Annotated in this window: 7 protein-coding genes; 2 read left to right on the top strand and 5 right to left on the bottom strand. The window is 53.7% G+C overall.

Annotated elements, in window-relative coordinates:
- Positions 1 to 86 precede the first annotated feature (86 nt).
- On the bottom strand, positions 87 to 1,736 hold the full coding sequence (gene pgi / locus R0135_RS04190; protein ID WP_407348997.1) for a glucose-6-phosphate isomerase: 1,650 nt from the start codon (positions 1,734 to 1,736) through the stop codon (positions 87 to 89).
- A gap of 207 nt (positions 1,737 to 1,943) precedes the next feature.
- Here pgi and R0135_RS04195 point away from each other — a divergent pair, with 207 nt between their 5' ends.
- A complete protein-coding gene (locus R0135_RS04195) occupies positions 1,944 to 3,218 on the top strand; it encodes a cytochrome P450 (protein WP_407348998.1) in 1,275 nt (424 codons plus the stop codon).
- 107 nt (positions 3,219 to 3,325) lie between these two features.
- On the opposite strand, the gene R0135_RS04200 is transcribed toward R0135_RS04195, so the two are convergent.
- The 3 genes from R0135_RS04200 to R0135_RS04210 all read right to left on the bottom strand — a co-directional run bounded on the left by R0135_RS04200 (position 3,326) and on the right by R0135_RS04210 (position 11,538).
- Positions 3,326 to 5,998: a TonB-dependent receptor domain-containing protein gene (locus R0135_RS04200; RefSeq protein WP_407348999.1), complete on the bottom strand. Its 2,673-nt coding sequence runs from the start codon at positions 5,996 to 5,998 to the stop codon at positions 3,326 to 3,328.
- Positions 5,999 to 6,112: 114 nt separating this feature from the next.
- On the bottom strand, positions 6,113 to 9,910 hold the full coding sequence (locus tag R0135_RS04205; RefSeq protein WP_407349000.1) for a hypothetical protein: 3,798 nt from the start codon (positions 9,908 to 9,910) through the stop codon (positions 6,113 to 6,115).
- Between the two features lie 275 nt (positions 9,911 to 10,185).
- Positions 10,186 to 11,538 carry a M20/M25/M40 family metallo-hydrolase gene (locus R0135_RS04210; RefSeq protein WP_407349001.1) on the bottom strand — a complete coding sequence of 451 codons (1,353 nt, stop codon included), beginning with the start codon at positions 11,536 to 11,538 and terminating at the stop codon, positions 10,186 to 10,188.
- A 190-nt stretch (positions 11,539 to 11,728) separates the two neighbouring features.
- Here R0135_RS04210 and rmf point away from each other — a divergent pair, with 190 nt between their 5' ends.
- Positions 11,729 to 11,932, top strand: a complete 204-nt coding sequence (gene rmf, locus R0135_RS04215; protein WP_407349002.1) for a ribosome modulation factor — start codon at positions 11,729 to 11,731, stop codon at positions 11,930 to 11,932.
- A gap of 214 nt (positions 11,933 to 12,146) precedes the next feature.
- Here rmf and R0135_RS04220 read toward each other — a convergent pair whose 3' ends face one another.
- Positions 12,147 to 16,976: an NAD-glutamate dehydrogenase gene (locus R0135_RS04220; protein WP_407349003.1), complete on the bottom strand. Its 4,830-nt coding sequence runs from the start codon at positions 16,974 to 16,976 to the stop codon at positions 12,147 to 12,149.
- Positions 16,977 to 17,011 lie beyond the last annotated feature (35 nt).

Raw genomic sequence — 17,011 nt, forward strand, 5'->3', positions numbered from 1 at the left:
CTCAGATTAGACGCACACCCGAGCACTCGCAATGCGACCAAGGTGGTAGTGTGCAGTTCAACAACATGGGCAAGCGACAGACTTTTCTATCGACGATCGCGAATCCAGGTCAGCAGTTGCTCAGTAGAGGGATCTAGCTTGGGGTGCTGGCAGTCGGCGGGAGCGCTAATACGCGGCAGGATCTCGCCAGCGAGTTGCTTACCCAACTCCACGCCCCATTGATCAAAGGAGTTAATGCCCCAGATAACGCCTTGTACAAAAATCTTATGCTCATACAGCGCAATGAGCGCCCCCAGGGTCTGTGGTGTTAATCGATCCATAAGAAGCGTATTACTCGGACGATCGCCATCAAAAACCTTGTGCGGCGCAAGCGTATCCGCAGCGGCAGTATCCAGTCCCTCGGCAAGCAACTCCCGTGTCGCCTCTGCCAGTGGCTTTCCACACATCAACGCCCTGGGCTGCGCCAACAGATTAGCCAATAACTTTGGATGATGATCACCAAGCTCTCTTTGAGAATTAACCGCGCCAATAAAATCACAGGAAACCTTATCTGTTCCCTGGTGAAGCAGTTGATAAAAGGCGTGCTGGCCGTTCGTACCCGCTTCGCCAAAGATCACCGGCCCGGTGCTGAGTGAACTCCACTCGCCGTTCACACAAACGGACTTGCCATTAGACTCCATATCCGCCTGCTGCAGATAGGCAGGAAGGCGATGTAGATGCTGATCATAGGGAAGGATCGCATGTACGGCGATGTCTTCAAGGTTGCGGTTCCAGACGCCTACCAACGCCATAAGCACCGGCATATTGTCTTGCATATCTGTTCCGCGAAAATGTTCATCCATCGCAAAGGCGCCATCAAGCAGCCCCAGAAAATTCTCACGGCCCACGCCAAGCGCTATCGAAAGTCCGATAGACGACCATAAGGAATAGCGCCCGCCCACCCAGTCCCAAAACCCAAAGGTGCACTGCGGGGCGATACCAAATTCCTGCACCGCCTGGACATTGGTAGACAGTGCGACAAAGTGATCTCGCACACCTTCCTCACTGCCACCATTGGAAAGAAACCAATCGAGCGCACTGCGCGCGTTGGTCATTGTCTCTTGGGTAGTGAAGGTCTTGGAGGCGACAATAAACAGTGTGGTTTCTACATCCACTTGTTCAAGCGTATCTAGCAGATGCTGTCCATCGACATTTGATACAAAGAAACTCCGTCGGCCGTTCAGCCAATAGGGCCGCAGTGCTTCCACGACCATCACAGGACCAAGATCCGATCCACCGATGCCAATGTTCACCACCGTATTTAACCGCTTCCCGGTAGCACCCAAGCGTCGTCCACTGTGGATGTCATCGGCAAAGGCCAGCATACGATTACGCTCCTGAGTGGCCAACGCGCAGGCATCATCTCCATCAATCATCACACGACGACCGGAGCGGTCTCTGAGCGCTGTGTGTAACACAGCTCTATCTTCCGTACGGTTGATCCTCTCGCCATTGAAGAGTGCGCTTATCTTCTGGGGAAGCTCACAGTGCTCAGCCAGTTGCAGCAATTGCTGCAATCCAGCTTGAGAAATATGATTTTTGGAATAGTCCAGATACAGGCCCGCCGCTTCCACAGAGAACTCCTGGGCGCGCTGGCCCTCTTCCTCAAAGAGCCTGAGAATCGCAACGTCCTCAAGACGTTCCTGCTCATCTCGCAAGGCATCCCAGATCGCTCTACCGCACTCTTGTCCTACCATGAGCATCTCGCCCCAACAGTCATACATTTGCGAAGAATTAATAGTAAACGCTTCCGAAGTTCTGCGCTCAGATAGTCAAATCTTACACTTTTGGACGCGAGCAAGGCGCTGCAGCGTCCTATGCCATTTCCACCCTTGCAAATACCATAGCTGTTAGGCTCTAGTTTGCTTACAATCGACCGAGATAATCAGAACAGAGGCTTTTTTATGAACGCACCGGCGCCATCGACCCCCAAAATTCCTGAGCACGATCCAGAGCAGGTGAACATCGACCCCTACTCGGTACCTCTGGACAAGCTCGACGTCTCAAACCCCTATCTTTTTGAAGCCGACGTGCAGTGGTCATGGTTTAAACGATTGCGTGACGAAGCACCGGTGCACTTTTGTGCGGAAAGCGAGTTCGGACCCTATTGGTCCATAACGCGCTACGAAGACATTATGACCGTCGATACATCGCACAAAATCTTCTCCTCTGAACCAGCGATCACGATTCGCGATCAGGACGATGACTTTCAGCTGCCGATGTTCATCGCCATGGATCGCCCCAAGCACGACGTGCAGCGAAAAACGGTTAGTCCCACGGTGGGCGCCGACGCCCTGCGCTACTTTGAGCCAATCATTCGCGAAAGAACCCGCGACGTGCTGGATAATCTGCCGGTTGGAGAGCCCTTTAATTGGGTCGAGAAAGTCTCCATAGAGCTCACCACGCGCATGCTTGCAACGCTTTTTGACTTTCCCTACGAAGAGCGCAGCAAACTGACCTGGTGGTCAGACATGACAACCACCCTACCCGGTCAGGGCATGGTGGAAACAGAAGATGAATGGAAGCAGGAGATGCTCGGCTGCCTGGAGTATTTTATTGGACTTTGGAATCAGCGTGCAAAGGAACCACCGTCAAATGACTTCATCTCACGCCTTGTGCACGGCGAAGCGACCAAAGACATGGAGCCCATGGAGTATCTGGGCAACCTGCTGCTACTCATCGTAGGTGGCAACGACACTACGCGCAGCACCATGAGCTCCAGCGTATTATGTCTTGACAGGAATCCCGAGCAATTTGCCGAGATGAAGGCCAATCCCAGTCTTATTCCTGACATGGTTTCTGAAACCATCCGCTGGCAGACGCCCCTGGCTCATATGCGCCGCACCGCACTGGAGGATACCGAGCTTGGTGGACAGACGATCCACAAAGGCGACAAAGTAGTTATGTGGTACGTCTCGGGTAATCGTGACGAACGCATGTTTGACAATCCGAACGACTATGACATCCACCGTGAGAATTTGCGCAAGCACCTGTCTTTTGGCTTTGGCATCCATCGCTGTATGGGCAACCGCCTTGCTGAAATGCAATTGCACACCCTATGGGAAGAGATTCTCGAGCGCTTTGATCGTGTGGAAGTTGTTGGCGAGCCCGAAAGAACCCTGTCAGTTTTTGTGAAAGGCTACAAAGGCCTGAACGTGATTTTGCATCCCAAGACCTGAGATGGGTGAACTCAAAGCGCCAATATTTTCGGTGCCAACATTTTAAGTGACAAAAAAAGGCGACCTGGTTGAGCTGGGCCGCCTTTTTTATGTGCTGCTCATTCGCGCTAGAGGTTCAGGCGCACACCCGCCGAATACGTTATTCCCAGATTATATCTCTCATAGACCTGGCCACCCTGGGTCCACTCTATTGGCTCATCAAACAAGTTGGCGGCTTTAAACTCCAACTCCAGCCCACTGCCGACCATATCAAACTCATCCCAGGTCCAGCGAAACAGCACATCGACTCTTCCGCGGGCTTCCTGAAGAACGTCCGGGTCATTGAGCGATCCCACCAGGGCGATGCGTTCACCCGTATAGTTGTAGGCTATAGATGCAATGACCCCTCGGTCAGGATCATCATAAGAAAGCAAGATGTTACCCAGAACGTCTGACTGCCCCGTGAGCGGCCGTTCATTCGCGTTGAGTTGTGCGATATTTCTCCCGCCGGTGATGGGCACATCGGCGGCTGTTTCATCCGGGCCAAGCAAAGTAACCTCGGATTCAATGTAAGAGGCATTAGCCGAGAGCGTAAAGAGATCTAACCAGTTTTCATCCCAGCCCTCACTTTCCACGCCGAACCACTCCCCGATCCGAAGCTCCTTGCGAAAGTCATACTCCAAGCCCTGCAAATACGCTTCTTCGGCATTGAACCAAGTGAAGATATCGTTCTGCGCCTGAACCTTTCCTTGCTCAATGGGATTCGTGAAGTCCTTATAAAACGCGCCGAAACTCATGCTGTCGGTGTTTCCAAAGTACCATTCCCAACGAAAGTCATAGTTGCTCAACTCAGCAGGCTCCAGGAATACGTTGCCACGATAAAGCTGAAAGTTCTGCGGGTTGCGGATTGTAGTGCCAGTGATTTCCAGCAGGCTGGGCCGGTTAACTGTGTCAGACCAGGCAAGGCGGATCTGCATATTTTCGATAAACTCGTAAGTCAGGGACAAAGACGGCAAAACGTCGTCGTACTGCTGCTCCACCGCGTTGATTGTTCCCTGCTCAGTGTTGCCGCCCCAGGCATCAGCATTCAATGTGACATCTTCAAAGCGAACACCACCCTGAAGGCGAAGCCTGTCGTTAAGCTGCGCATCAAAAGAGCCGTAGTAGCTTGTTACCTCTTCACCAGAATCGGCAAAGGGAAAGATCCCCGCGGCATTCGCAGCACCTGCGGTAAAGTCCCGTACGGTCACCCAGTTCTTGGCGAAGTTGTCCTGAGAGAACAATTGCTGAGGGAACATAATAGAAACGTAATCCGGGGTATCTGTTGTCAGGTCAAAGCGAAACAATCGGTCCTCACTTTCTCGAGTCCGCTCGTAATAGCCAGCACCACCACTGATAACGACGTCCATGTCGCCTATATAAAAGGGTAGGCTAAAATCAAAACCGTAATCGCTCAGAGAATCATCTAAACGCGCGTAGTTCCGTTCCGGCGCCTGAAAAACCTCTCTTAGGTCGCCGGCGGCCTGACGGTTAGGAGTTACCACCTCCAACAAGCCATCGCGGTTTTCAGCGTAGGTGTAGGTTCGCGTATCAGGCGAATCGCGAAATGCCGCGCCATCCACAAGACGCCAGGTGAACTCCGCATCGTTCAGACTGCTTAGATAATGCTCTCCAGACAACTGCCATGTTTCGATTTCGTTGTCTGTCCATTGCAGACGGATGCTCTGGGCAAAGGTGCCGTCTGTGACATCATCCTCTGACGACAATCCTTTGTTCTGCTGTGTTTCGTCCTCGGTCTGCCGCATCAGGGTATAGGTCAGATTAATGGCATTGTTAACATCGATCTCGTAACCCAGGGTGGCAAAACCGTTGAAACCAATTACCTGTCGTGAGGTCATTTGATCGTAGGCGACCGTCTGCCTGGATCCCCCATCGACACCGGTGAATTCATAACGTCGAAAATCAGTAAAGCGATTCAGCCATTGGTTGCTATAGCGAAACGAACCAATAAATCCGACGGCAGACTCTTCGCCAACGTCTATACGCTTACCCAGCTCAACTTCACCCGTAAAGTTGGGTTTAAGTGACTTTTCGTAAATGTCCCAGTTGTTAAAGAAACTTGCTCCAAGTCCGCGGCGCTGAGGATCTTCCACAGCTTCGAATTCTTCGCTGGATAACTGCGCAATGTTTAGCGGAATATCCCGGGTACCGTCGTCCCAGCCCCAATTGTCGGTATCTCCACCTTTGTAATAGATGCCGTCGCCTGCGGTGGTCTCGGAGTTCCCCCCGACGGATAGCTTGATGTTGGCAAAATCCTCCAGGGGCGTGCTCTTGGTGCGGATATCAATAACCCCACCGGAGAAGTCACCAGGATAGTTAGCTGAGTAAGTCTTTTGCACCAACAGACTCTCAACAATTTTGTTGGGAATAATATCCAGAGGCACTGTTTTCTGAAACGGCACCGGACTAGAGATCCGCGTGCCATTGAGTAATGTGGAAGAGTAACGCTCGCCCAAGCCTCGAACGTAGACGTACTTACCTCCCACAAGACTCAGACCTGTGACTCGTGATAAGGAGATGCCCACATTAGTCTCACCGAGCTTGGAGAGGTCTTCTACATCCAGCACATTGGAAATTTCAGAGGTGTCGCGCTTCTCATCAGGAACAAACTCTCCCAAAACAAACACTTCTTCGATCTCAAGCGCCGGCGCACTAATGCCCCCTTGCTGTGCAAGTACCTGCGAAGCCCATGGCACAGACGCCAGACTAACTGCCAGTGCAAGAGTGTTTCGTTTCATCATTACCTTTCGCCTTTGACCAATGCTTCACGAACTCTGTCGTGTGAGCCCCAAGCCGTATCTGTAAGAAACGCCAGTCCCGCCAGGGACCGGCGCTCTCGCTCGCTCTCTAACCACCTACTGCCCGAAGACCCAAGTCCCCTTCCAGCTGTTAAAGTCCGCGCCGATAGTGCTGTTTTGCTCAAAAAAACCATCGCTGGGTAGTGTCCCAGCACTGGGCAAGTCCGCGCCCTCGGTCACGTTACTGCTATCGAGGAAGCTCTGCACTGCGGCCTCATCATCACCCTCGTTTACCGTGGTGCAATTGAGCTGAACACCGTCAAAGGTAATGCCCGTACCGAGCAAGTTCAGCGACTCGCCCTGAACACGTAGACAGCTCTCACCACTTAAGACCGCCGAGTTGAACAGGAACAGACCTGTTCCGCGGCGTAAACGAATCGCACGCTGATCCGAGCGCGCGGCAATGGTCATGTTGGCAATGGAAGGATTGGCCACCGGCGTTGCCAACTCATCTCCTTCGCGGTTGTCTGCCTCGATACCATTGTCACCCGCATCAGTTTGCTCGATGTAGAGATACTGCACGCGCCCTACCCAACCATCGGTCCAATCAAGGGAATCATCAGAGTTGCCCGTAAGCACTACGTACTTTGCGTCTACGGTGCCGCCGAAGAACTCTATACCATCGTCCAGATTGTTATGGACCTGTACATACTCCACGGTAGTTCCCTTACCCACACCCTGGAATGCAATACCGTTGAGCTGGTTCTCCGGATCTACGTTTGAGCCCGCGTACTTAACCACCAGATAGCGAAGGGTTCCCGACGAATCGTCAGGCTGATCACCGCCAAATAACCCAGAGTTCGCTTCACCTTCTTTGGTGCAAGCGGCAGTTCCACCATCGGCACCTTCGGGACAATCGTTGATGGGCGCAAAGCCATTGATTACCAGCCCACCCCAAAGGCCTCGACTGCTGTCGCTTACGGTGCCCTGAATATCGGCGATAGCCGTCATGGTGACAGGCATTTCCTGCGTTCCATTGGCCTGGATCTCGGATCCTCGATTTATAACCAAAAAGTCTTCGGCGTCAGCGCCGATAATAGTCACTCCAGACTCAATACTAAGAATTGCCGGCATGCCCTCTCCACCGATAGTGACCTTGCCATCAAGGATGTAGTTGCTATCGCGAGTCAGGTTCAGGTCACTGGTGTAGGTGCCGCTGAGGACACAGGCAGTCTTACCACCCACGGTATTCGCCGCTTCGCTTGTCCCTACTGGACAACCAAAGCTCACACCCGCGTCTGGCATGCCTACGGTCCATCCTGCGGTCCAATCTGATGCATCACTTTCGATGGCTCCAATAAAGCTTGTGTCATCGAAAAAGACATCGCCGGCCAAATCCGCGGGCGCCGCCGCATTGGACCCTTCGGCAACATTACTGCCATCAAGGAAGGCCTGCACCGCCGCCACATCGTCACCCTCATTAACCGTCGAGCAATCGAGCGTTACCCCATCAAAGATGATGCTTTCGCCGAGTTGGTTCAATGACTCGCCCTGAATACGCAAACAACTATCACTGCCTTGTACCACCGTGTTGTACAACTCAAGCCCAGTGCCCCGGCGTAAGCGAATCGCGCGCTCCGCAGGGTTACCGGTAATCGTCATGTTGGCGATACGCGGCATAGAGCGAGGACTGGCGTTCTCGTCCCCCTCGCGGCTGTCCGCTTCGATGCCGTTGTCACCGGTGTCGTCCGCCTGATCAATCACCAGGTACTGGATCGAGCCTTGCCAGCCATCAGTCCAATCGAGAGAGTCGTCAGCATTGCCTGTGAGCACGATATATTTGGCGTTTGTGGTTCCGCCAAAGAACTCGATGCCATCATCAAGATTGTTGTGGACCTGGACAAATTCCACCGTAGTACCAGAACCGGTGCCCTGAAAAGCGATGCCATTGAGCTGGTTTTCTGGGTCAACATTGGATCCCGCGAACTTCACGACAACGTAGCGAAGCGTCCCTGAGCTATCCGCAGAATCGTCACCGCCGAAAGTGCCGGAGTTAGCCTCACCCTCCTTCGTGCACGCTGCGCTACCCCCTACGGCGCCTTCAGGGCAATCGTTGATCGGCGCCTTACCATTAATCACAAGCCCGCCCCACAAACCTCTGTCGGCGTCGATGTCTGCAGTGCCTTCTACGTCTGCCCGGGCAGTAAACACAATGGGCTGAGACGCAGAGCCGCCAGCCATGATCTGCGCGTTTTGAGAGATCACAAGAAAGTCAAAATTGGTGCCACCGAACACCGTAGTACCTGGCTGAATCATCAGGGTGTTGGTGCTTGAACCGTCGCCTACAGTGACTTTACCTACCAACTGATAGAGATTGTTGTTGGTCAGAGACAGGTCTGTGGTGATGGTGCCTTCGATGTCGCAAACTCGTTTGCTATCAATACTTTCACCATTACTGACGGTTCCCGCAGGACAGCCCAGATCGGGTTGTCCAGGGTTGCTCACCGAGCCACTCAGAGTCCATCCATCCGTCCAGTTCTCTGCGCCGAAGGCACCGACAAAGCCGGTGTCATCCAAACGTGTGTCTGTTGGGGTTACAGCGCTAACCTGGTCGCCCAGCTGAGATACCTCAATTGCGCTATCGAGATAGGCTTCCACAGAGCCGTCATCATCGTTGTTGTGCATGGTTGTGCAGCTGAAAGTGGTGCCCGCAAAGCTCAAATCCGTGCCCAGCTTGTCCCGAGATGTACCGTCGATGCGCAGACACGTATCTGAGCCAGTCACAATCCCGTTGAAGAACATGCCGCCGGTGCCTCGACGCAGACGTATGGAGTTCTCAGCGCTGCTCCCAAAGAATGAGAAATTGGCTATCGCCGGCATAGCGACCGGCGACGCTGCTTCATCGCCTTCGCGGTTATCTGCCTCAATCACGTTGTCGGCAGAGTCAGACTGCTCTACGTAAAGATACTGAATAGATCCCTGCCACCCATCGGTCCAGTCCAGAGAGTCATCAGCATTACCGGTGAGCACCACGTATTTTGCGCTGGTGGTGCCGCCAAAAAACTCTATGCCATCATCGAGGTTGTTGTGAACCTGAACATATTCCACTGTAGTGCCAGAACCGGTGCCCTGGAAGGCAATACCGTTGAGTTGATTCTCTGGATCAACGTTGGAGCCTGCATAGCGAACCTGAACGTAGCGAAGTACACCAGAACTGTCTGCGGGGTCATCACCACCAAAAGTACCTGAGTTTGCTTCACCTTCTTTTGTACACTGTGCGGTTCCGCCCTGGGCACCCTCGGGACAGTCGTTAATCGGCGCAAAACCGTTAATCACAATGCCGCCCCATAAACCGCGATCGTTTGCCTCGACATCGCCGGCCACATCGGCCGCCGCAGTAAAAATGATGGGTTGCTCGCGGGTGCCCTGAGCATCTATCTGTGCGCCTTGCTCAATGATGAGAAACTCAAACGCAGAACCTCCGGACAGCACCGAACCGGGCGCCATCTCTAACACACCGCTAGCTACCCTCAAGGCACCGCCGGTGATTTCAAGGATGATGTCATTACCGACCAATAACCCTGTGGGATCCAAAACCCCACCTTCTAGAGCAGATATATCCAACTCAACAATGGGCCGGCCACCAAAGCCATCACTGGCTGTTTCGCCGGTTTCGGAGAACGCAGCGCTCAGATTGTCAGGGATGATCGTGGCAATAACGTCACCGCCATTGTCGCCGCCATTGTCGCCGCCGTTGTCCCCACCATTATCACCGCCGTTATCACCTCCACCATCTACCGGAACCTCCACAACGATGACGCCGGGAGAAACGTTGTCAGAAGAGCCGCCGCAGGCAGCCAGGAGTGTTGTGAAAGCCAGAACTACTGTGCGCTGCCAGATTCGATCGCTAAGCATCGTAAGCCTCGTTAGTCGTGAGAGATTGCAACAACATCAGGGCCAGAGTGGCCACCTATTCGTTTCGCGAATCGTAGAGGTGACGTGTGACGGTTTTGTTATCAAAATATGACGAATTTGTGACAAACCGATGGGCGCTGAACAGCCTGTGACAGCCGCATTAACAGCCGGTGAAGGCAGCGCTAAATACCCACAGATGCCCAGTCAGAAGGCTCAGCCGCGCTGAAACGCCCCAAGTTGGCGCCTTGGCCTTGGGGCTAACTAAGAAAAATTAGTCACTGCGAAGAGAAACTGATCGTGCCGTTGGCAATTCGATAAAGCAAAATTGCAGCGCGCTCAGTTTGCTGCGGTAGTGTTCGCAAGTCGGCAACCTCGTCCACCGTGTGGCCGCCATCGCCCATAAGACCCAGACCATCAAGCGCTGCAGCAACGCCACTGGCGGCAAAAGAGATATCTGCAGCACCGGCGCGCCGGGGGTCGACAGCTTCCACAGGACCATAACCCAACTCCTGGCTAATAGCGCTGTAGTGCTTGAGGAGTTCGTCATTGCCTGCCGAGGGCGCCATAGGAGGATAGCCGTGATTAAAGCTGACCTGGGCGCTGGTCTGGGCAAGATTGTCCGCCGCTATCTCGCGCATCAAGGATTCGGCATGCGCTATTTGCTCTGGGCTGATGGCGCGCATACCGCCGGTTATGATTGCGCTTTGGGCGATCACGTTGTTCTTCCCAAACACAGTACCCCGGGTATTCCCGTCATCGTGAACAAGATCTGTACCGGCCATTGCCAAACCGGGGTTAAAGGTCAGGTTGGGAATACTCGACAGTGCCTCGCGCCAGCCGTTGAGTATTCGGGCGGCCTCAAGCGCCGCGCCAAAGCCAATATCTTCGCGAAATATTTGTGAAGAATGCGCAGGCTTTCCCTTCACGATTAACTCCCATTCGCTGGAGCTCCTGCGCGCCGTCACTGCCGTTGTCGGATCCCCGTCACCGTCTTCAAAACCCAGCGCAATATCCGCCCACTGTGCCGCTTGAAGCAGCTCAGCATTCGCCACATCCAGAGGCCGGCCACGGGACTCTTCATCGCCGGTGAGCACCACACGCAGTTGCAGCTGATCCAGTACCCCAGCAGCATCCAGCGCTTTAGCCGCCTGCAAAATAATGACATTGCCGCCTTTCATGTCGGTGATCCCAGGCCCTGCTGCGTGATGCTCATCGATGCGGACAAAGCTCTGAAAACTGCTGTCTTTTGCAAACACCGTATCCAGATGACCAATCAGTAAAACCTTGGGGCCCTTCGTTCCCTGTTCTGCGACCAGGTGGCCACCTCGGCTAAACGCCTCGCCATCCACCCAGCGGGTTGAAAATCCAGCAGCGGAAAAAGCCTCGGCGAAGAGTCGTCCCACCTCCCTCACACCGTCTACATTCATCGTGCCGCTGTTGATGTTCACGGCTTGCTCCAGCAGGGTCAGGGCCTCCCCCTCTCCACGCAGCACCGCGTCACGGATTGCCTGTTCTTTTTCATCAAGGGCAAACGTCGGATTTAACAAGCCAAACGCAAGAAAAACGCTGCAAAACACTCTAAAAAACATCGGGAAATCGTCCTGAAAGTAATATCGACTAGTGCTCATGGTGCACTGAGTTTCCACCGTTAACAAACCATTAAAAGCTGGCAGAGGCAGCGCACGCCCGTATATGTGAATTCTTTATATCATTGCGACATAGACGTGCTTGTATCCGTAACAAAAAAATAGTAGCTGAAAACGTTTTTCTCTGCTTAGATAGGAACAAGCCCCTATGTTTCACATGAGAGGAATAGCGATGCGCCGACAGAAACGCGATATGACTGCTCGAGCTTACGAGCGTGGTTATCAAGCAGGAGTATCAGGTCGCAACAGCGAAAGTTGTCCACATACCACCGAACAGCAACGCATCAATTGGATCACCGGCTGGCGCGAAGGCCACGCTGACCAACTAGACGGACTTATTGGCGTCTCAGGCGTTCATCGCCTCCGCATGCAGTGATCACCGGCTCCCGCCGGGAGCCAGTATCATATAACCCGCAAGTCACTCTCACGACGCACCGGATCTACCGCGTCAAGAGGTACCGTGCTTTTTAGCAAGCGCGGTTGGCGTTTAGTTACCAATCGCAGAGGCTTGATCACGGTTGGTGGACACCGGTCTGTGGCTAACGGCCGGTGAATAACGGCTAACTGTCGTTTAATAACGACCTAAGCGCCTAGGCCCTGCGACTACTCTGAGCGAGATCCAGCAACTCCCGGTTTGCCACAGCGAACATGGCAAAGTCCGGGGATGCCGTGGTGTGTAACTCAGTCAGCATGTCTTTCCAACGTTTTAACAACGCACTCTCCTGCTGTTCCCAGGCGCTAATGCAGCTCAGAACGTCGCGATCTTCGCAGCGCAGTCTCAGCACACCCTGTGCCAAGGTGCATTGCTGCCACTGAAGATCCTCCATATAGGCTTCCCGAGCCATGGCTTGCCACTCGTTTTCCACCTTGCTGGCAAGGACCTGAGCGCCAAACCAATCAAGCTCCAGACGCTCACCCAAGTGGTAATAGAGCGTCGCCACCTCCATCAGTTCATTTTCGGTTTGCGTGGACACATCCACAATGGCAAGCGCTGTAGCGGCATGCATACATCCAGCCACTCGCGCTGACGTCTCAGCGTTGACGCCAGCCTCCCTGTAGTTTTCCAGGCGTGACTCGTACTGCTCTGCAGCACGCCCTCGGAGCAAGTCGGGTAAAGCGAGCTGAAGCTGGCTCACACCCGCGCAAAACTCTTCAATCATACCGGTAGGCGTAATCTGATGACGCCGGTTGCGAAGCACCCAGCGGGTGCCGCGCTTCACCAGGCGAATCACATCAAGCATCATCTCAATCTGCACGTCCGCGGCCACTGCGAAATCCAGCGCTTCGATGCTCTCCCACAAGGAGCTGATACCAAATATCTCCATGACCGCGGTGTAAGCGCGAGCAACATCCTCGACCGGGGCACCGGTGGCTTTCTGTTGACGGAGCACGAAATTCAGGCCCATACGATTAACAATATCGTTGGCAACCTGGGTACACATGATTTCCTGACGCAGACGGTGCTCTGCAAGGTCGTCGGGATAAATCTCCTTTAACTTTGCAGGAAACGCCGTAGAGACCGCCCGCAGCAAATGCGCATCGGTGCCTAAATCAGATTCAATCAACTCTTCCTTCAGAATGGCTTTGCTATAGGAAATAAGCACGGAAAGCTCTGGCCGAGAGAGACCCAGGTCCTGGGCGCGTCTATCGGCGAGGGCCTCATCACTTGGCAAAAACTCCAACTCCCGGTCCAGACGACCTGAGCTCTCCAACGTGGAGATCAGTCGACGGTACTCGCCACTGCGCACCCGCGCCTCGCGCTCAGCAATACTGATGGCCTGCACCTGGCGATAGTTATTGGCCAGAACAAGCTCTGAGACCGACTCAGTCATATCCTCCAGCAATTGATTGCGATGCTTCTCGGTAAGATCACCTCGGGCGACAATCGCATCAAGCAGGATTTTGATATTCACTTCATGGTCCGAACAATCTACTCCACCGGCGTTATCAATAAAGTCCGTGTTAGAGCGACCGCCAGTGAGCGCGTACTCCGTTCGTGCCAGTTGCGTAATGCCCAGGTTGCCGCCTTCTCCAATAACTTTGCAGCGCAGATCTCTGGCATTGACCCGCAAGCCGTCATTCGCCTTATCGCCCACATCGGTATGCGTTTCGCTACTGGACTTCACATAGGTTCCAATACCACCGTTCCACAGTAGATCCACCTCGGCGCGCAGAATCGCGCTGATCAACTCTGTGGGCGTTAACTGCTGCACAGTAATACCGAACCGCGCCTTCATGGGCTCGGAGATCGCAACCGACTTTGCATTGCGACTGAACACCCCACCCCCTTCAGAAATCAGCGACGTATCGTAATCCGACCACCCCGATCGAGGCAGGGCAAACAAGCGCTCTCTCTCGGCGTAGCTTTGTGCGGCGTCGGGATTGGGGTCGACAAAAATGTGCAAGTGGTTGAACGCAGCCAGCAGACGAATGTGCTTTGAAAGCAGCATACCGTTACCAAACACGTCCCCGGACATATCACCAATACCCACGACAGAGAAATCAGTGGCCGCTACGTTGATACCCATTTCGCGAAAATGACGTTCAACGGACACCCAGGCACCCCGGGCAGTTATGCCCATCTTTTTATGGTCATAACCCACGCTACCGCCCGACGCGAAAGCGTCGCCCAGCCAAAAGCCGTACTCCTCAGACAGTGAGTTGGCAATATCCGAAAACGTCGCGGTGCCTTTATCGGCCGCCACAACGAGATAGGGGTCTTCGTCGTCTTTACAAACCGTAAGCTCTGGACGAACAATGCGATCTTCTTCGCGATTATCCGTGATATCGAGTAGACCTCGGATGAAGGTCTTGTAACAGGCGATACCCTCTTCCTGGATTTCGTCGCGCGTCATATCCGGCCGCAATCGCTTCGCAACGAAACCACCCTTGGCGCCCACGGGAACGATCACCGCATTTTTCACCTGCTGAGCTTTAACCAAACCAAGAACTTCAGTACGGAAATCTTCAAGTCGATCCGACCAGCGCAATCCGCCCCGGGCAACCTTACCGCCGCGCAGGTGTACACCCTCGACTTGAGGCGAATACACAAAGATCTCAAACAGTGGCACCGGTCGAGGAATCTCAGGGATATCGCCCGGGCGAAGCTTAAAGGAGAAATACGACTTACTGTCGCCGTGGTCGCCCTGCTGGAAAAAATTGGTCCGCACGGTCGCCGTAATCAACTCTACATACTGGCGAATAATTCGATCCTGGCCGAGGTTTTCCACCTGATCAAGAGCCAGCAAGATTTTCTCTTGTACCGACGCCTCACGCTGCGACCGCCACTCATCATCACCATCAAAGACCGGGGAAAAGCGGGTAAGAAACAACTCTACGATTGATGCGGAGATCGGCAGATGCGCCGCCATGGTCTCAGCAATGTAACTGCGGGAGTACGGGAAGTTGATCTGACCGAGATAGCAGGCATAGGCTCTAAGCAGCGCAATTTCGCGCCAACTCAAACGACTACCCAGCAACAAGCGGTTGAAGGAATCGCTCTCCGCCTGGCCGTACCAGATTCGCGAGAAAGCATCCTCAAACTCTTCTTTCACCTGCTCAAGGTCAATATTCTTGGACAGCGAATAGATCAAACTGAATTCCTGAATCCAGTACTTACCGTCTCCCACGGCGCGCACCGGATAGGCTCGCTCTGCTACCACTCTCAAACCCAGGTTTTCGAGTATGGGCAGCACATCCGACAAAGGAAGCGGCGAGTCCATGCGATACAGGCGAAGCTTCAGATGATCATCTTTCTCTTCGATCAATCGGTAAAGATTCATACCGAGTCGATCAGAGCCATTGATGGCCAAAATATGCTGGATATCAAGGACGGCAACTCGCGGATCAAAGTCATCGCGATAACCCGGCGCAAATCCCTGGCCGAGCTCGCGCATTAACTGCTCGCCGCGTTCCTCTCCAAACTCCTCAAGGAGCCTGAGCCGCAGTCGATCCTTCCACGCTAGCGTTGCCTGCACGATCTGCTCCTCGATTTCATTAACGTCATATTCGTGGTTCTGTGATGGATCTACGCGGAGCACGAAATACACGCGCACCAATACCGACTCGGTAAATTGAGTATTGAACTCCGATTCTTCTGCAGCAAAGGCTTTGCTCAAAATCCGCTGAATATTCACTCGACGCTGGGTGGTGTAGCGATCTCGGGGCATATACAGCAAACAGCTTATGAATTTTCCGTGCGTGTCCTCGCGCACAAAAAGCCGGGTGTGACGGCGCTCCTGAATACGATTGACCGCCGAGGTGGTACTAAAAAGATCAGCGGTTGACGACTGAAATAATTCGTCCCGAGGCATTAGCTCGAGCACGCGTTTTAGCTCCCGGGCATCGTGCTCTTCGACCGAAAGACCAGACAGCTCCAGAACCTGACTGACTTTGCGTCGCAAAATAGGGATGTCCGCAGGATCCATGTTGTAGACCGCAGCGGTGTAATGCCCCAAAAACCGATGTTGCCCTGTGACAGCGCCCGACGCGTCGTAGGTTTTTACCTCTACGTAGTCTGGATATGCTTGGCGGTGAACTCGGGCGCGTTGCTGGGATTTACCAAAACTGAGCTGTCGACGATGACATTCTTCGGGTGCCATCCGGGCAAGATCATGACCTAAGTCCGCAGCACCCCGAGTAGTGCGCTGACGCAACACCCCGAGACTGCGACTCGGATCCACACTGGCTTCACCATTTTCAACCCACAGGTATTCATAGCCAAGAAAGGTCATGTGATCGCTGCGCAGCCAATCGATAAAGGCCGCTGCCTCCTCCCGAAAATCAGCGCTTACGCAGGCTGCATCGTCGACAGACTTCTTAGCTTCGCTGAGGCGCTCCCGCATGGCATCGAAATCGTTAACAACCACTGCAACCTCGTCCAGAATTTGCTTGAGGTTATCGCGAAGGTTATCGAGATCCGAAAGATCGCTGTGGCGGGTAATTTCGAAGTACAGAAGACTTTCTGCTGAGGTCCGGTCATTGCGCTCATCTGCGCCCAAAAGCTGCTGCAACTGGCCCTGGCCGTCTCGCTGCACACGAAGATTACAACTGGCCAGACAATGAATACCCAGATTTCGCTGGTTGATCTCGCCCCGGACCGACGCGGTGCAAAACGGCATATCACGACAAAGGATCGCGACAATCGTAGATGTACTCTCCCAGCCGTGACTGCTGATCTGCGGATTTAGGAGGCGAACCTTTGGCTCTTCTCCAGTCCATTCGTCCATAAACCGAAGTAGACCGTAAAGCATGCCGTACAGGTTGTCGGGAGAACGGTCACGCATATCTTCAGCTGAGAAGCGACCAAAAAACGTGTCCGCCAGGCGAACCAGATCGTCTCGATGTTTAGCGTCAGCACGTGCGGCGATAATGCCGGCGATATCGTCAAGCAAGGCCTGCTTAAGTGTCTCCCACGCCATAGCGTGTCTCTCCTACTATTCGGCACCGTACCCAA

It is taken from the genome of Congregibacter variabilis, from assembly GCF_045689235.1.
Classification (GTDB): domain Bacteria; phylum Pseudomonadota; class Gammaproteobacteria; order Pseudomonadales; family Halieaceae; genus Congregibacter; species Congregibacter variabilis.